A 17,685-nucleotide genomic window follows, 5' to 3' on the forward strand; every position below is an offset into this window, starting at 1 on the left:
TGCAAAAACACTCAGCGTGCGGGGGAAGAAGCTGCCGCTGCCGCCGCCTCGATCTTGTCCTGCGTCTTGGTGTCAAAGTCGCTGGCGTCATGCCGCTCGCGCAACTGGCTGGCCAGGTCGCCGTTGACGCGGTTGACCTTGCGCCCCCGCTGCACCGCCGGGCGCTTGGCCACCTGTTCGGCCCAGCGCACCACATGCGTGTATTCTTGCACCTGCAAAAACTCGCCTGCGTTGTAGGCCTGCCCTTTCACCAGCAAGCCATACCAGGGCCAAATCGCAATGTCGGCCACCGTGTACTCATCGCCCGCCACGTACTCAGTCACCGCCAGGCGCTGGTTCAGCACATCCAGCTGCCGCTTGGCCTCCATCGCATAGCGGTCAATCGCATACTCGATCTTCACTGGCGCATAGGCATAAAAATGCCCAAACCCGCCGCCCACAAACGGCGCACTGCCCATCTGCCAGAACAGCCATGACAGGCACTCGGCGCGCGCAGCGCCGTCTTTGGGCAAGAAGGCGCTGCCGAACTTCTCGGCCAGATACATCAGGATGGCGCCGGACTCGAACACCCGCACCGGGTTGGCCGGGTCGGTGCGGTCCAGCAGGGCCGGGATCTTGGAGTTGGGGTTCACAGACACGAAGCCGCGGCCAAACTGCTCACCCTCGTTGATGCGGATCAGCCATGCGTCGTACTCCGCCCCGTTGTGGCCCAGCGCCAGCAGCTCTTCCAGCATCACGGTCACCTTCACGCCATTGGGCGTGCCCAGCGAATACAGCTGCAGCGGGTGCTTACCCACGGGCAGCTCTTTGTCGTGCGTAGCCCCGGCAATGGGCCGGTTGATGCTGGCGAACTGGCCGCCGTTTTCTTTGTTCCATTGCCAGATGGCTGGGGGCGTGTAGGGGGTGAGATCAGACATTTAGAGTTCCCGGTAGGTCCGTTAAAAGAGCGCGCGGTCCCATCCAATTTCCAAAAGGCCACCGCGAAGGGAGTCATGTTACTCATGCTGAAATTACTCGAACTCTCTCTGCACCAACCTAAATTTTGCGATCAGTGCCCATGGCCATTTCTTTGTTCGCGTTCACGTATTCCATGGCGTCATCAAGTCCCCAACATACTGAGTTTCGAACGAATCGCGACCACTCAACAACGAGTCCTCACAGAATGACTCCTATTGCTTGGCAGCTTCCGGCGCAACCGAACGAGCAGTGCTTGACAAAGGTACCGAAGCTCCAAGCAATGGAGCTTTTGCGTCTACCGGATCATTCACCGCGGCTTTTTTGCCCGATGAGTTAGCGACGCTGAACAGTAAAAGAACGACAAGCGCAATGGACACCGCGAGGCCACTCCACTTTGCGACATTGAATACACGCTCTCCAGTTCGCACCCGCCGCCACTCAGCTTTAAGAAGTAATTGCGATGCAGCAAGCAAATCGTCCTCACACTTCCGACAGGCCTGTATGTCGATAGGAAAGCCCTTCATGTGCAGCGATTCAAGGTTATTCAGCAGCCGAAGCACTTCTTTGCAACGTTCTTCATTTGGGTTCAAACGCAATTTGATTGCGGATGATGCTTTGTTGGCTTCCATAAAGAAAGATTCCGTGAGCTTGAACGCTTCTAGCTGAGACGGAATCTGGACAACAGAAATCCCTCGAAGATTGTTAAGTGCTGCGATAACCAGAGCGATTTCGGTGCGCAGTTCATCAATCCAAGCCTGCCGAAACTCAGAAACCTTGCTCTCCTTTGCAATTACTAACCCAATGAATGCAAAGAAGGCGCCTATTACTGCCGCAGCAATAGAACCGATAGCTGCTTCCGGCAGGTGCAACAGTGACATGACTTTTCTAATGAATGTTAAGAGTTGGGGGGGAGTGCCGCGCGATTCTGAGGTTATGTGTAGTGAAGCCCGATTGGCAATACGACTAAGGCTCCAGCCTTCCACACTTGCGCGCAAGCTCAGTGCGCCTTATCCCAGTTCGGCCCCACCCCCACCTCCGCCAATAACGGCACCTTCAGCGCCGCCACCTCTGCCATCAGGCGCGGGATGTGGGTCTTGAGCCAGTCCACCTCGCTCTCAGGCAGCTCAAACACCAGTTCGTCGTGCACCTGCATGATCATTTGGATGCCCGGCTTGTGCGTGTCCAGCTCCTTCTGAACCGCCACCATGGCCAGCTTGATGAGGTCTGCCGCCGTGCCCTGCATGGGGGCATTGATAGCGGCGCGCTCGGCCCCGGCACGGCGAGGGCCGTTGGGGGAGTTGATTTCGGGCAGGTACAGGCGGCGGCCAAACACGGTTTCGACATAGCCCATGGACTTGGCTGAAGCCTTGGTGTCATCCATGTACTGCTTCACGCCGGGATAGCGCTGGAAGTACTTGTCAATGTAGGCGGCAGCGGCCTTGGTCTCGATGCCCAGGTTCTTGGCCAGGCCAAAGCTGCTCATGCCGTAGATAAGGCCAAAGTTGATGACCTTGGCGTAGCGGCGTTGCTCGCTGGTGACCTGATCCACCTCTACCCCAAACACTTCGGCAGCGGTGGCGCGGTGCACGTCCAGCCCGGCGTGGAAGGCGTGCAGCAGCGAGTGGTCGCCGCTCAGGTGGGCCATGATGCGCAGCTCGATCTGGGAGTAGTCGGCACTCGCAATCACGCGGCCTGCGGGGGCCACGAAGGCCTCGCGCACGCGGCGGCCTTCCGGGGTGCGGATGGGGATGTTCTGCAGGTTGGGGTCGTTGCTGGACAAGCGGCCAGTCACCGCCACGGCCTGCGCGTAGTGCGTGTGCACGCGGCCGGTGCGTGGCAGGGCCAGTTGCGCGAGCTTGTCGGTGTAGGTGCCTTTGAGCTTGACGAGGCTGCGGTGCTCCAGCAGCTTGGCGGGCAGGGGGTAGTCCTCGGCCAGCTTTTCCAGCACTTCTTCGTCGGTGCTGCGCGCGCCGGTGGCGGTCTTCTTCACAACCGGCATGCCCAGCTTGTCGAAGAAGATTTCGCCCAGCTGCTTGGGGCTGCTCAGGTTGAAGGGCTGGCCTGCAATCTCGTACGCCTCGGTTTCGAGCTGCAGGATGCGCTGGCCCAGCTCGTGGCTTTGGGCGGCCAGCGTGGGGGCGTCGATGAGCACGCCGTTGCGTTCGATGCGGTACAGGGCCTCGCTGCTTTGCATCTCCAGTTCGTAGATGAAGCGCAGTTTGTCATCCGCCTGCAGCAGGGGCCACAGGGCGTTGTGCACGTCCAGGGTCTGGTCGGAGTCTTCGCACGAATAGGCAGCGGCTTTGTCCACAGACACCTGGGCAAACGGAATCTGGTGCGCGCCTTTGCCGCACAGATCTTCGTAGGTGATGCCTTTGCGGCCCGTGTGGCGCTCGGCCAGGCTGGTCAGGTTGTGGGGCTTGTGCACTTCGAGCACATAGCTTTGCAGCATGGTGTCGTGTGTATAGCCCTGCACCTCGATGCCGTGGTTGGCGAACACATGGCGGTCGTACTTGATGTGCTGGCCCAGCTTGTGGTGCTTGGGGTCTTCGAGCCAGGGTTTGAGACGGGCGAGCACTTCATCCAGCGGCAGTTGCGCGGGCGCATCGGGGCCTTCGTGGCGCAGGGGAATGTAGGCGGCCTCGCCGGGCTGTACGCTGAAACTGATGCCGACGATTTGTGCGCGCATTTCGTCGAGGGAGTCTGTTTCGGTGTCGATGGCCGCGAGCGCGGCTTTGTGCAGGCGCTCCAGCCACTGGTCAAAGTCCGCCCAGTTCAGGATGGTGTCGTACACCACGGTGCGGTGCTGGGCTTCTTCGGCCACGGTGCTGGCGGAGTGGTCGGCAAAAAGATCGCCGCTTTGGCCGGGCATGGCGACGGTGGGGGCTGTAGCGGCGGGGGCCGCTGCACCCTTGATCGCGCTGGCCAGGCCCTTAAAGCCATACTTTTCGTAGAACGGCAGCAGGCCGGTGTTGTCGGGCGCGTCCAGCGTGATGTCGTCAAACACGGGCAGGCCAGGGATGTAGTCGGCCAGCCCGCAGTCGGTCTTCATGGTGACCAGCTGGCGGCTCAAGGCCAGCTGGCCGCTGGCAATCGCCTCGCGCAGGTTGTTGCCTGCCACGCCCTTGATGGCGTCGGCGTTAGCGATCAGGTTGTCGAGCGAACCGTATTCTTCCAGCCACTTGGCGGCCGTCTTGGGGCCCACCTTGGTCACGCCGGGCACGTTGTCCACGGTGTCGCCCACCAGCGCCTGGTAGTCCACCATCAGCGTGGGTGGCACGCCAAACTCTGCTGTCACGCCCGCCACATCGCGGCGCTTGCCGCTCATGGTGTCGATGATGGTGATGTGCTCGTTGACCAGCTGGCTCAGATCCTTGTCGCCGCTGGACACGATGACCTCAATGCCCTGTGCGGCCGCCACGTGGGCCAAGGTGGCGATCACGTCGTCGGCCTCCACGCCGGGCACGGCCACCACCTTCCAGCCCAGCAGGTCCACCACCTCATGGATGGGCTCGATCTGGCTGCGCAGGTCGTCTGGCATGGGCGAGCGCGTGGCCTTGTATTCGGTGTACAAGGCATCGCGGAAGGTGGGGCCCGAGGCGTCGAACACGCACACAGCGTAGTCGGCCACCACCTCTTTGCGCAGGGCCTGCATCATGTTGATCATGCCGCGAATGGCACCGGTGGCAGGGCTTGTAGGGTCGCCCGGCACGGCCCGCAGGTCGGGCATGGCGTGGAAGGCGCGGTAGAGGTAGCTGGAGCCGTCCACCAGCACCAGGGTCTTTTTGTTGCTCATCCGGCAATTGTGCACGGGCAGCGCCCGCCGGGCGGCGCTCTACAATCGCCCGATGCGCGCTGTTCACCTTCTCCTGCTGCTGGGCATGGCCTGCGGCAATGCCCTGGCCCAAACCCCGTCCCCATCCCCTGCTGCCACCACCGCAGGCGCTGGTAACCAGCGCGATGCGCTGCCCGATCCCGAGCCCCTGTCTGGTCGCACCAACCAGCGCACGGAACGCATCCAGATCGAAGACGCAGGCAGCCGTGTGGACGAGCTGCGGGTCGGCGGGCAAACCCAGAACATCTCGGTGCAGCCCAAGACCGGCAACCTGCCCGCCTACGAAGTGCAGTCGCCTGATGGCGCGCGCAGCCGCGCCGGTGGCAACAATGGCGCTGAAACCACCACCGCGCCCCGCGTCTGGAACGTGTTCAAGTTCTGATGGGTGGCAGGGTGGCGCGCATGCACTGCGTTGCCACCGGTTGAGCCCCGCCCGTTGTCCCGCCCCTTCCCCTTCTCTTTTCTTCGACCCCCTGAGCGATGGCCGTTTTTACCGAAGTCTCCAATCCCGAGGCGCGCGAGTTGCTGCGCCGTTTGCAACTGGGCGAGCTGGTGGAGCTGCGCGGCATTGAGGGCGGCATCGAGAACACCAACTACTTTCTGACCAGCGACCAGGGCGAGTTCGTGCTGACACTGTTCGAACGCCTCACGGCCGAGCAGCTGCCTTTCTACCTGTACCTGATGAAGCACCTGGCGCACGGCGGCGTGCCCGTGCCCGACCCGCGTGCCGACAAGAACGGCGACATCCTGCACGCCGTGTGTGGCAAACCCGCCGCCGTGGTCAACAAGCTGCGCGGCAAGAGCCAGCTGGCCCCTCAGGGCGTGCACTGCGCCGCCGTGGGCACCATGCTGGCCCGCATGCACCTTGCGGGCCGCGACTTTGACCGCCACCAGCGCAACCTGCGCGGGCTGCCCTGGTGGAACGAGACGGTGCCGGTGGTGCTGCCACACATTGACGCTGCACAGGCCGCATTGCTGCGGTCCGAGCTGGCCTACCAGAACCATGTGGCCGCCAGCTCCGCCTATGCCGCCCTGCCGCGCGGGCCCGTGCATGCCGACCTGTTCCGCGACAACGTGATGTTCGAGGGTGAAGAGCTGACGGGCTTCTTCGACTTCTACTTTGCAGGGGTGGACACCTGGCTGTTTGACCTAGCCGTATGCCTGAACGACTGGTGCATCGACCTGCCCACCGGCGCCCACGATGCCGAGCGCGCCACGCGCATGCTCGACGCGTACCAGGCCGTGCGCCCGCTGACAGCCGCCGAGCGCGAGTTGCTGCCCGCCATGCTGCGCGCCGGGGCGCTGCGGTTCTGGATCTCGCGCCTGTGGGATTTCTACCTGCCGCGCGAGGCCTCCATGCTCAAACCCCACGACCCCACACACTTCGAGCGCGTGCTGCGCGGGCGCCTGGCCCTACCCGTACACGCGGGCTGATCCCACCACAGGCGAGCAGCCTCTAACCCCTGGCCCAGCCACCGGTTTTGGGGCAGTGGGGTAAATTCGACCTTATTCGCCCACTCGACATCCGATGCCGCTCGGCGCCCCCCCCATGGGCGTTGGGGCGCAGTCGGCGGTGCGGGCCCCTCTTCCTTTCCAACGTATTCATGAAACTCCATATCGTCCCCGCGCGCACCGGCATGGCCTGGGTCAAGCTCGGCGTTCGGGCGTTCTGGCGGCAGCCCATGGCGCTGGCTGCGCTGTTCTTCATGACCATGGCGGCCATGTCGCTGGCCACCATGATCCCGCTGGTGGGTCCGGCCATTGCGCTGGCACTGCTGCCGTCTGCCACGCTGGCCATGATGGTGGCGGCAGCGCAGGCATCGCAAGGGCGGTTTCCGATGCCCACGGTGCTGCTGGTGGCCTTTCGCACCGGGCGCGAGCGGCTGCGCGACATGCTCACACTAGGTGTGCTGTATGCGGTGGCTTTTCTCGGCATCATGGGCCTGTCGGCCCTGCTGGACGGCGGCCAGTTTGCGCAGGTTTACCTGGGTGGCGCGCCCATGACCCGAGAGATTGCCGAGAACCCGGACTTCCAGCGCGCCATGTGGCTGTCGATGCTGTTGTACCTGCCGCTGTCGCTGCTGTTCTGGCATGCACCGGGCCTCGTGCACTGGCATGGCGTGCCGCCGGTCAAGGCGCTGTTCTTCTCCATCGTGGCCTGCGTGCGCAACTTTGGTGCGTTCCTGGTCTACGGGCTGGGCTGGCTGGGTGTGTTTCTGCTGGGCGGGCTGGTGGTCAGCATCGTGTCGGCCCTGCTGGCCGTGGCGGGGCTTGCGGGATCGATGGCCGGTGGCATCATGGTAGGCGCTGCCATGATGATGGCGGCGATGTTCTTCACCTCGGTGGTCTTCACCTTCCGCGACTGCTTCGAGCCCCCCTACACCCCCCAGCAAGAAGAGGCGCCCCATGACAACCCGCCCCCCAGCCCCCCCGGCGCACCACCTGCAGGGCCGCTCTGACGACGAGCTGGTCTGGTTCCAACGCCGCAGCGTGGTGCAGGCCGCGGCGCTGTGGGTGGCAGGCGGTGGCTGGGCTGCGGCCCATGCACAGGCGCGCAGCAATATCGTGGAAGTGCGCGGCGAGGTGCTGCGCAATGGCGAGCCCCTGACGGCGCAGCACACCATCACCGCCAACGACCGGATTGAGACCGGGCCGGGCGCCAGCCTGGTGTTCTCGGTGGGCGACAGCGCCTTCATGGTGCGGCAGAACTCGCGCATGGCGATGGAGAGCGACACCCCCACCGCCGTCAAGCTGCTGCGCCTGCTCAGCGGTGCGGTGGCCACCGTGTGGGGGCGCGGCCCCGACCGGCAGATTGCGCTGCCCACGGCTACCGCAGGCATTCGAGGTACCGGCGTGTACGCCGAGGTATTTGCCGACCAGGACCAGCGCGGCTACCTCTGCAACTGTTATGGCACGGTGGAGCTGACGGCGGGCGGCGAACGCTTGGTGAGCCAGTCCAGCTACCACCAGTCGTTCTGGGCCGAGCCCGCGCCCCGCAATGGCCGGCTGCTGACACCGGCCGGTGCCATCAACCACACGGACGAAGAGATGGAGTTCTTGGCGGGGCTGGTCAACCAACGCACCGCGTGGCAGGTGTCGGGCCGCAAGGGCATCAAGGACGGCAGCGGTGGCGCGGCCGCACCGGCCAACAGTTACGGAAGCGGCAACTCCTACGGCCCGCCCGGCTCCCGGGACTAGGGCCCGTCCCGCAGCGCACGTGCAGCCATGCCTGCGCGGCGCGCCTTGGGCGGGCGTCACGCGCTGCGCAAGGCACCGCGTCAAACCGTCACACAAACGTCAAACCACTGTCACGGGGCGTTCCTAGGATCGCGGGCTGGACTCCATGCCACCCGCCTACTACGCCTTTTCCAACAAGGCTCCCGGTCGGATCAGGGCGTGGCATGCCCGTTCGCATACCCACTTGGAAACACCCCGAAAATGACCCAACCGACGATGCCCACCCGCCGCAAGGCCCTGCAACTGCTGGCCGGCGTTCCCATGCTGCCGCTCAGCGCCAGCGCCTCGGCTGCACTGCTGACCGCCTGCGGTGGCGGCGACTCCGCCGCGCCCGGCTATGTGTCGGCCAGCTTCACGTCGATGGCAGCCCCCACCCTGGCCAACGCCGCTGCCATGGCCACCACCACCGTGGGCTCCACGCTCAACATCAAGCTCAGCGACGACTCGGTGCGCTCGTACCAGCTGGCTTACCAGCCGTTCTTCGTGACGGGCGACATGGTGTCCGACGGCAAGGGCGGCACCATCCTGTCGGGTGGCTACTACGACATCAACAACAAGCCCATCATCGACGCTACGGTGGCTGGCAAGGAGCGCCAGTACTTCTCGGACTCGCCCGACGGCACCTCGCTGCTGACCGTGGCCAACCCCACCGTGACCGGCCTCAAGGGCAAGGCCGTGTTTGCCGTGGTGCAGTTTGAATACACCACCTGGGCGCAAGACGGCAAGACCGACATGTACGGCAAGCTGCCATCGCCCATCGCCGTGCTGACGCTGGACCAGGACCAGACCACCGGCAAGCTGAGCCTGGTGAAGTACCACAACGTGGACACCTCCAAGGTGCATGGCCTGTGGATCACCTGCGGCGCCAGCCTGTCGCCCTGGGGCACCCACCTGTCGAGCGAAGAGTACGAACCCGATGCGTTCAGCATCGCCAGCAACGCCATGTTCAAGGCTTACAGCAAGAACCTGCTTGGCGACGAAACCAAGGCCAACCCCTACCACTACGGCCACATGCCCGAGGTGACGGTGAACCCTGACGGCACTGCCAGCATCAAGAAGCACTTCTGCATGGGCCGCATCTCGCACGAACTGGTGCAGGTGATGCCTGACAACCGCACGGCGCTGATGGGCGACGACGCCACCAACAGCGGCTACTTCGTGTTCGTGGCCGACAAGGAAAAAGACCTGTCGTCCGGCACGCTGTACGTGGCCAAGGTGGGCAGCGGCTTCTCCATCGACCCCAAGGTGGGCACGGCGGCGCCCCTCACCTGGATCAAGATGGGGTCGGCCACCAGCGCCGAGATCGAGAACCTGGCCAACACGCTCAAGCCCACGGACATCATGACCGTGAAGACCACCGACCCGGCCGATGCCAGCTACACCAAGATCGTGGCCAACGGCAAGACCGAGTGGATCAAGCTGAACCCCGGCATGGAAAAGGCCGCTGCCTTCCTGGAAACCCACCGCTACGCCGCCTACCTCGGCGCCAGCCTGGGCTTCACCAAGATGGAAGGCACCACGGTCAACGCCAAGGACAAGATTGCCTACTCTGCGCTGCAGAACATCCAGTCGTCCATGGTGGCAGGCAATGCCGCCAACGTGCCGGGCAACGGCATCTCGGTGCCCAAGCAACTGGTGGCCGGCGCCGTGATGGCGCTGAACCTCAAGGGTGGCCAGAAGGACACCGCTGGCGGCACCATCAACAGCGAATGGATGCCCGTGGACACCAAGGTGCTGCTGGCCGGTGAAGACATCACCGCCGACGCCCAGGGCAACACCGCCAACCCCAACAACATCGCCAACCCGGACAACCTCAAGTTCTCCGAAAAGATGCGCACCCTGTTCATCGGCGAAGACAGCAGCCAGCACGTCAACAACTTCCTGTGGGCCTACAACGTGGACACCAAGCAGCTGTCGCGCGTGATGTCGATCCCCTCGGGCGGCGAGTCCACCGGCCTGCACGCCGTGGACGAGATCAACGGCTGGACATACATCATGAGCAACTTCCAGCACGCCGGTGACTGGGGCGCCATCCACAGCGTGGTCAAGGACACGCTGGACCCGATGATCAAGGCCAACTACAAGAACAAGAACGGTGCGGCCGTGGGCTACCTGACGGCAGCGGCCAAGCAGCCCAGCCTGAACCAGGCCTGAACTCAGCCTGAGCGAAGGGCCAACAGGGCTGCACCCGGTGCGGCCCGCTTCCAAAACCAACGGGGCCTCAGGGCCCCGTTGGTTTTGCTGCTGGTGCCACTGTCTGCAAGCATCTACACGCATCTACACGCCGCTGCACGACCGGTGGCCAAGGCTACAGCGCAGCGCCCACCCAGCCTTTGGCGTGTCGCGCAATGCAGCGCTGGGCCGCATCCAGATCGGCCAGGGTGGTCGCCTACGCCACATGGCCCCTGTGCTGTTGACAACACCCATTCACTATCAAATGTGTAGCTGCCAGCGCTTTAATCACTAGCGCTTGCGGCCATTTTCGCTACAAATCGGCTGCGAGCGCCGCCTTGCGCCCCCGGCCCCGGCCTGCGCCGGTTTTGGATGCCGGTGCGCCCGTAGCGCGCTCGGCCTGCAGGCGGCGCAGCAGCTCGGCGGCGGGCTCATCGTTCGGGTCTTGCGGCACCAGCTCGCCACGAAACGCCTTGGCCAACAGCGCGGGGGTCAGGCGCGTGGCGGCGGTCTGCGCCTGGGCCAAGCGGGCTTCGAGCCGGTCGGCAAAGGCGAACAGGGTTTCTACGCGGCGGACGATTTCGTCTTGTTCTTTGAGCGGAGGAACAACAAGATTCAGTGAAACTTGTTTAGTGATTGGAACCTGATCGCGAGTGGTTTGCGCCATCACGGATCGCAATTGATCTTGAAAAAACAAGCTTGAAAAAACAATACGTCCGAACTGTGCCGAAAAATAGTTTGTATTGAATCTGTAAAACGTCACCGAAGTGCCCAGCAATACATCTTCCCCGGGCGAGTCGAGTATTCCCACCCTGCCGACAGTCGCGTTGTGAGACAACAGTAAATCACCATGTGTTGCCCAGCCTTTAGTTAACTGATTTGCCTTTTCTGATTTCAGGCGAGGGCAACCCAACACATCGACTTCCCAGCTATCGCTCATCTGTGTCGCAGTCAGGAAAAGTGCGCCCTTCAGATCAAATTCCTCTTTGCGAGGGTACAAGCTTCCGTGATTACCATCAGCGAAATCAATGAGTATGTTCGTTTCATACAGCTCACCAATTGTGCAAGTTAACCAGTTCGCAGGTAAGTCTGATGCGTCGTAAGGAATCTTGGTTGGTTTGAACGACTGTTTTGCCAAGCGTTTGTAACCGCTCGGTAGCGGTACCTTTGTGAGGGAATTCGCTGTAGCAGGATCTGAGTTTCCGGCAGTTCGCCAATCCTCCGTCAACCGCCCCGAGGTGGCGGCGGCGAGGACGGATTGGCGGAAGCGTTTGAGCAGGGGGGCAACGCGGGCCAGGCGGGTGTTGACGGCGTCTACGCGGGTGAGGACGGTGTCGAGTTTGTCGGCGATGCGTTTTTGCTCAGCAAACGGTGCTAGTGGCACCTCAAACCCAAGAATCTGTTGCTTCGTTAATGCTTGTCGCGTGGTCCCTGTGTTGTCAGCCCAAATCATTGCCTGAACTTTAGGACTCGAAAGAAATGCATTGAGGTAACGATAGTCCAGTCCACGCTTGGGACGAACAATGCAAACGTGCTGATTAACTCTTGCACCATGCAAATCCGTTGGCGCTACGGTCACGCGTCCAATAGATGCACCAGTGATATTCAACAATATGTCGCTGGCTGCTACGGTTGCGCCGTCAAGGGCGGCCGCTTGGGTGTCATCAAGATACGCCAAACCATCGCGCTTGAATCCGAAGAACACTACGTTCATTGAGCGGATGAGAGGTGTTCCGGCGGATTTGTAGGCTCTCTCACCACCGAGTGGTGTGGCGCCGCTACCAACTTTGCTCGTCAGATCGGCAAGTGGTGCTGAAGTCCAGTTGATAGGCAAATCGCTCATTCAGCCACCTCTCCTAACTCCACCAATATCGCTTCCAACTCCGCCACGGCCGCATTCAACTCCTCCACCGCCTCGCGCGCCAGCACGGCGGGTTCGGGCAAATCTGCCGCGTCTTCGGCGTTGTCGTCTTTGAGCCAGGCAATGTCCAGGCTGTCGCCGCGCTCGTTCGCAATCCATTCGCGGCTGAAACGGCGAAAGCGGCCTTGTTCGCCTTGTTCTTGCCGCTCAGCCTTGCCATTGGGGTCGGTGCCGTAGGCGGCCACAAAGTCAGCAAAGTGGGCGTTGGTGAGCGGGGTGCGTTTGCCAAACTTGGGGGCGTTGGCGCGCATGTCGTACACCCACACTTCCTGTGTACTTCCGGTGGCGGCCTGGCTCACTTTCTCAAAAAACAGCACGTTGGTTTTGACGCCCTGGGCGTAGAAGATGCCGGTGGGCAGCCGCAGGATGGTGTGCAGGCGGCATTTGTCCATGAGGTCGCGGCGCACGTCGGCACCCACGCCGGCTTCAAACAGCACGTTGTCGGGCAGCACCACGGCGGCGCGGCCGCCGTCTTTGAGGTGGCGCACGATGTGCTGCAAGAAGGCCAGTTGCTTGTTGCTGGTGGCAAACGTGAGGTCATCTCGCGTAGGGCCGCCGCCGCCTTTGGCGGTGCCAAAGGGCGGGTTGCTCAGCATCACGTCGCTGCGGGGCAGGCTGCTGCCTGCGCTGGCCAGGGTGTTGCCCAGGTGCACCACGCCCTGGTCGTCGCCTTCCATGCCGTGCAGCAGGCAGTTCATCAGCGCCAGGCGCCGGGTGCTGGTGACCAGCTCCATGCCAATGAAGGCGTGGTTGCGCTGGAACTGGCGCTCGCGCTCGGTCAGGTCGTACAGGTTGTCGGTGCGTTCTTTGATGGCGCGATCGGCTGCAATCAAAAAGCCGCCGGTGCCTGCGGCGGGGTCTTGCACCGTCTCGCCCGCCTGGGGCTGGATGACCTGAATGATGGTGTCGATGAGCGGGCGCGGGGTGAAGTACTGGCCCGCGCCGCTTTTGGTTTCGCTAGCGTTCTTCTCCAGCAGGCCTTCGTACAAATCGCCCAGGCCGTCGCGCTCGGCGCTGAACCAGTCAATGCCGTCGAGGCTTTTGACGAGCTGCTCGAGGTGGCGCGGCTCCTTCAGGCTGGTTTGCGCGTCGGCATAGATGGCGGCAATGAGGGGGTCGGTGCTTTGGCTGAGCTTGAGCAGCGCTTCTTTGTAGTACAGCAGCAGGTCCATGCCACTGCGCCGCGTGAACTCGCCCCAGCGGGCGTAGTCGGGCAGCTTGTGCCGCTGCAGCACGCCGCTTTCGGTGCTTTCGTGCTCCATTTTGATGAAGAGCAGCAGCACCAGCTCGGTGACGTAGTCGCTGTAGTTGATGCCGTCGTCGCGCAGCACGTCGCAGAGGTTCCAGAGTTTCTGGACGATGTCTTGGGTGGTCATGGTTTTTTAGAGTGCAGAGAGAGGAATGGCCCACAGGCCGTTGCCAAATGGCAGGGCATGGGTGCCGTCGTACAGCACGATGCCGGTGATGAAGTCGCTGCCCGCCAGCGCTTGCAAGCGTTTGAGGCCTTTGAAGTCTTGTGGGCTGACCTGAGCGGCAGCCTTGACTTCAACGCCGATCACTTGGCGCAGCGAGTCTTCCAGCACAAAGTCCACCTCCACCTGGTCTTTGTCGCGGAAATGTGAGAGGAACCACATGTCGGCACTGAGGGCTATGGCTTTGCGCAACTCGGCATACACCCACGTTTCGAGGGTTGCGCCCCAGCGATCACGCAGCGTGAGCAAAAGATCTGGGGAAAGGCGTTGCAGCGTTGCCTGGAGCCCGGCATCCAGAAAGTGCAGCTTGGGCGTTTTGATGAGGCGGTTGCCTTCATGACGGCTCCACGCTGGCAGACGCTGAATCAGAAACAGGCGTTCAAGGATGGTGATGTATTTGTCCAGCGTTCGCGTGTTGAGCCCGAGTTGCGCCCCAGTTTGTGTGGCATTCAGGAGCTGACCGCATTGGGTGGCCAGAACGCTCAGCAGGCGTGGCATTTGGCTCAGGTGCTCAATGTGTGCTATGTCGCGCACGTCGCGCTCCACCAAGGTGGTGATGTAGTCCCGCGCCCAGGACTGGCGCCTTGCGCTGGTGGCTCGGCGCCGCATTTCCGGGTAGCCGCCCGCAAGTGCATGCTCCACCATGTTGGCTTTGCCTGCAACGGGGGGGATGGCCCAGTCGGCATGGGTGATTGGCCAGTCTTGCTGTTGTGCGCGTTGCAAAAAGTCGTTGGGGCGCCGTTGCAGTTCTGCCTGCGACAGGGGGAGCAGGGTGTGGACCTCCATGCGCCCCGCCAAGCTGTCGGCCATTTGCGGCAAGGCCAGTACGTTGGCAGACCCTGTCAGCAGGAAGCGACCTGGGCGCTGGTCTTCATCGACGGCCATTTTCAAGGCCAGCATGAGCTGCGGTGCTCGCTGCACCTCATCGATGATGGCCCTATCCAGCTGGCGAATCAGCCCCACCGGGTCTTGCTGCGCAAGAGCGGCCATGTTGGGGTCGTCCAGCGTGATGTAGCGCATGTCGCCCCCGAGCTGGCGCACCAGTGTGGTCTTGCCACATTGGCGTGGGCCATTGACCAGCACCACCCGCGTGTCCAGCAAGGATTCCTGAACGTTGTGGGTGAGGTGGCGCGGTATCCAGTCAGCCGAAGGGGATGGAGGGCTGTTCATGGGGGCTGATTGCTGGGTACTGGTGCTCGTCCAATTGAGCATTGGAGTATCGTCCAATCTTGCATTTACTTTGCGTCCAATTATGCAGCATGAATGCGTCCAATCTTGTATTCATACCGCCTGCGGCTACAAATACGACGTGATTTCAGTCAGCACCGGGTCCAGCGGGCGTAGTTGGGCTTGGGGTTTGCAGAAGTTCACGCGTCCAGCCGTTGGTGGTTCAGAGTCCAGGTGGCTAAGGCCAGGTCGAGCAAGGCTTGCTGGCGATGTGCGATGGCAGAGCCATCCCACTGGGCGGTGCGGAAGTTGACCGCAGGCAGGGAAGCTAAACGGTTGACAGCCGTATTCACACCGATGGCGAAGGTGTGGTTCAGCAGCTGGGTGCTGAGCAAGCCTGACTTGGCGTATTCGGCTTGCTTGTCGGTGAACCAGGTGCCGTGCAGGTCGTTGTGCTTGTTGACGGCCTGGTTGATCACGCTCTCTAGCAAGGTGACGTTGCCCAGCCGGTACACGTGGCCTTCATAGTCTGCACGGCTCACGGCCAAAGCCGATGGAATGGCGCCATCACGGGGGGTCTGGGGCAGGATGTGCTCGATCTGCAAACCATCGATGTAGCGCAGGCCTTTTTGCGGGGTGTTGCACAGGGCGAGCAACTGGTTCTCCATACGACCGAGCACGTAGCGCAGGCGGTACAGGGGGTGGTAGTCGTTGTCGCGCAGGGCCAGGAAGCGCTGACGAAACTCGCCCAGCTTGTCTTTCAGGTACGGCACGAGCGTGGTTTCAATGACGGGGGCGATCTCCGCCTCGGATTTCAGGCCGCGCAACTTGGCAGCCCATTGCACAAACAACCGCTCGTTGTTCTTGGCCTGTATGCCCAGGGTGTTGCTGTAGAAGAAAAAGCTTTCAATCTGCTGGGCAAGGTAGTTGATGGCTTCTGCGGTGCTGGTGTGGTCCAGCGCCAGCAGCAAGATCAGGTGCTGGCGCGACTTGACCTTGTTCATGAACCCAATGCGGGTGACGGAGGGGTAATCGCCGCCATCGTTCATCAGTTCGGTGGCGCGCACCAGATCGGCATAGCGACGCGCGCCCTTCTCCAGCTCCACGGCCAATTCATAAGGCGCCTGTTCGTAGCGCAGGCGCTGCTTGCCTTCAGCCGAGATGATCCATTTGTAAATCTCGTCCTCGCGCAAGATGCCTTCGTAGTAGCGCGCCATGAGGAAGTAGCGCAGGAACCGCAGCGGGCTGTCTCCTTCGCGGGCGCGCTCCAGGTGGCCCGTGAGTTCTTTCCACTTGCCTTTGATGCGGTCGAAATCGTTGCCTTTGGCCTCTTTGAAAAGCAGGTTCTTGACCAGATCCATCGCGTTGAGGCCCGCACCCCGCTGGTTGATGGTTTCAAAGATCTTCAGGGCACTGCTGAGGTTTTCAGACTCGATGACAACGAGGTCAATCTTGGTGAGGAAGTAGTACGCGTACTCTGCCAACACCCCCAGGCCCGCATCCAGATACTTTTGCAGATGCTGCTTGATGCGCTCGTAAGCGGCATGCATACGTTCGATGGAAAGGGTACTGCTAGGCGGGAGCGGCTTGCCCAGGATCAACTGCAGCAGGAAGTCTTTGCTTTCCTCGTACTGTAATTCCAAGCGCACTTGCACTTGCTTGGATTGCATGTCAAAGCTGGACAACCAAGCCTGGATGGTCTTGAGGTAATGCTCCTGGACTGCATCCAGCGGCTGGCCGGTCAGCAGGTCACGCAGCGCGCACATGGTGATGACGGTGGTGGTGAGCCGTTGCTGGCCATCAATCACGTCATGTTTACTGCCGTTTTTGACAATGATGATGGAGCCGATGAAGTAGCTGCTGGGCGCTTTGGCGTCCGGGTCGAATTCATTGGCAATGTCTGCCAGAAACTGCTCTACCTGATCTTCAACTTCCCACACATATTCGCGCTGGTAGTCGGGCACCAGAAAATGGTAGTCCTTGAGCTTTTCGATGGTGTGAACCTGTGCTTTTACTTCCATGAAGTTTTACTCGATTGAATGGGAAAGAGGGCCAGACCGGCGGAATGTGCCCAGCGAATAAAACGCGGCGGGGTTGTTTGCCCCAGCCTAGCTGGGCATGGCTGCGGATGGGTGGACCTCGGCCGTCAAGCCCATGCGAAAGGCAGCCACGATGGACGGTGGCGTCAACACTCGTACGCGGGCGTTTGCTGGTAATGCGGGCGCTGGACTGTACCCGTGAAATGACCAATGCCACAGGCCACCTGTACCCAACAACAAGGTGCGATCACCTTCTTGCACCATCGTCCCCACGGGCAGCTCGCTAACACTGGCATCGTAGGTGCGCTTGGCTTTGTCAGGGCTCACGCGCTCTGTGTGCAAGGCTGCATCGATTTGGGCGATGGGCAGGCGAGCCTGCGCGGTTACCACCACATGCTCGGGGCGGTTGGCAGCAGTCCAAAGGCGATTGAACGCATCGTGTTTTTCACGCTGGCAAACACGGCACGGACGGTGGCCCGCAGCGTAGGCAGTGGCCTCGTCCAAAAAGAACAGTTCGGAATAAGTGCCCTGAGTGAAAGGTGAGCGCTTTTGAAAGCTGGCGTCCAAACAGCAAGTCACCCAGCTTTTGTTGGCCCAGCGGCGTACGATCTGGTCGCGCTCGTCGTGCAGGATGCCCCGATTGCCCATGAGGGTGCCGCGCGCGCGCACTGCGTGCAAAGCCCCGGTGGGGTCCACCTTGTTCTGTAGGGGCGCCGAGCGGGTCGAAGAAGTTGTCATTTTGAATACTGAATAAGCAGACTCAACGGATGCCAGCAATCAACACGATGACTTGTAGCGATCCATCAAGCTGAAAAGAACGTGCAATAAACAAAGTGAAGCGTAGCCAAAATGCCGCGCGAACCCACCGTGGGCAAGCGTCCAATC

The 17,685-nt window shown here is 61.8% G+C and carries 13 protein-coding genes; 5 read left to right on the forward strand and 8 right to left on the reverse strand.

From position 1 onward, the window contains the following. Positions 1-11 precede the first annotated feature (11 nt). The 3 genes from yghU to polA all read right to left on the reverse strand — a co-directional run bounded on the left by yghU (position 12) and on the right by polA (position 4,753). Positions 12-917, reverse strand: coding sequence for a glutathione-dependent disulfide-bond oxidoreductase (gene yghU / locus C8C96_RS20700; protein WP_121943485.1), 906 nt, complete (start codon positions 915-917; stop codon positions 12-14). Positions 918-1,169: 252 nt separating this feature from the next. Further along, positions 1,170-1,835: a hypothetical protein gene (locus tag C8C96_RS24690; RefSeq protein ID WP_147455697.1), complete on the reverse strand. Its 666-nt coding sequence runs from the start codon at positions 1,833-1,835 to the stop codon at positions 1,170-1,172. Positions 1,836-1,954: 119 nt separating this feature from the next. Then, the gene (gene polA / locus C8C96_RS20705) at positions 1,955-4,753 is read right to left on the reverse strand and encodes a DNA polymerase I (protein ID WP_121943486.1); all 2,799 of its coding nucleotides are present in this window, start codon (positions 4,751-4,753) and stop codon (positions 1,955-1,957) included. 52 nt (positions 4,754-4,805) lie between these two features. On the opposite strand from polA, the gene C8C96_RS20710 reads away from it, so the two are divergent. From C8C96_RS20710 to C8C96_RS20730, 5 genes are all read left to right on the forward strand, one after another. Continuing rightward, the gene (locus tag C8C96_RS20710; protein ID WP_056747503.1) at positions 4,806-5,174 is read left to right on the forward strand and encodes a hypothetical protein; all 369 of its coding nucleotides are present in this window, start codon (positions 4,806-4,808) and stop codon (positions 5,172-5,174) included. A 98-nt stretch (positions 5,175-5,272) separates the two neighbouring features. Continuing rightward, positions 5,273-6,226, forward strand: a complete 954-nt coding sequence (locus C8C96_RS20715) for a homoserine kinase (protein ID WP_121943487.1) — start codon at positions 5,273-5,275, stop codon at positions 6,224-6,226. Between the two features lie 170 nt (positions 6,227-6,396). After that, positions 6,397-7,251, forward strand: a complete 855-nt coding sequence (locus C8C96_RS20720; protein ID WP_121943488.1) for a BPSS1780 family membrane protein — start codon at positions 6,397-6,399, stop codon at positions 7,249-7,251. Further along, entirely contained in the window at positions 7,199-7,990 is a 792-nt protein-coding gene (locus C8C96_RS20725; protein WP_121943489.1) for a FecR domain-containing protein, read from the forward strand. The genes C8C96_RS20720 and C8C96_RS20725 overlap by 53 nt, the downstream gene beginning before the upstream one ends. Before the next feature lie 240 nt (positions 7,991-8,230). Next, the gene (locus C8C96_RS20730; protein WP_121943490.1) at positions 8,231-10,183 is read left to right on the forward strand and encodes a PhoX family phosphatase; all 1,953 of its coding nucleotides are present in this window, start codon (positions 8,231-8,233) and stop codon (positions 10,181-10,183) included. Positions 10,184-10,514: 331 nt separating this feature from the next. On the opposite strand, the gene C8C96_RS20735 is transcribed toward C8C96_RS20730, so the two are convergent. The 5 genes from C8C96_RS20735 to C8C96_RS20755 form a co-directional block, all read right to left on the reverse strand. Beyond that, positions 10,515-12,044, reverse strand: a complete 1,530-nt coding sequence (locus C8C96_RS20735; RefSeq protein ID WP_121943491.1) for a restriction endonuclease subunit S — start codon at positions 12,042-12,044, stop codon at positions 10,515-10,517. Next, positions 12,041-13,498 carry an N-6 DNA methylase gene (locus tag C8C96_RS20740; RefSeq protein WP_121943492.1) on the reverse strand — a complete coding sequence of 486 codons (1,458 nt, stop codon included), beginning with the start codon at positions 13,496-13,498 and terminating at the stop codon, positions 12,041-12,043. Before C8C96_RS20740 ends, C8C96_RS20735 begins: the two co-directional genes overlap by 4 nt. Before the next feature lie 6 nt (positions 13,499-13,504). Continuing rightward, positions 13,505-14,764 carry an ATP-binding protein gene (locus tag C8C96_RS20745; protein ID WP_121943493.1) on the reverse strand — a complete coding sequence of 420 codons (1,260 nt, stop codon included), beginning with the start codon at positions 14,762-14,764 and terminating at the stop codon, positions 13,505-13,507. Between the two features lie 197 nt (positions 14,765-14,961). Next, the gene (locus C8C96_RS20750) at positions 14,962-16,782 is read right to left on the reverse strand and encodes a DUF262 domain-containing protein (RefSeq protein WP_121943494.1); all 1,821 of its coding nucleotides are present in this window, start codon (positions 16,780-16,782) and stop codon (positions 14,962-14,964) included. Between the two features lie 87 nt (positions 16,783-16,869). Next, positions 16,870-17,577: a hypothetical protein gene (locus C8C96_RS20755; RefSeq protein ID WP_147455698.1), complete on the reverse strand. Its 708-nt coding sequence runs from the start codon at positions 17,575-17,577 to the stop codon at positions 16,870-16,872. Positions 17,578-17,685 lie beyond the last annotated feature (108 nt).

The organism is Acidovorax sp. 100 (assembly GCF_003688355.1).
Taxonomy (GTDB): domain Bacteria; phylum Pseudomonadota; class Gammaproteobacteria; order Burkholderiales; family Burkholderiaceae_C; genus Acidovorax; species Acidovorax delafieldii.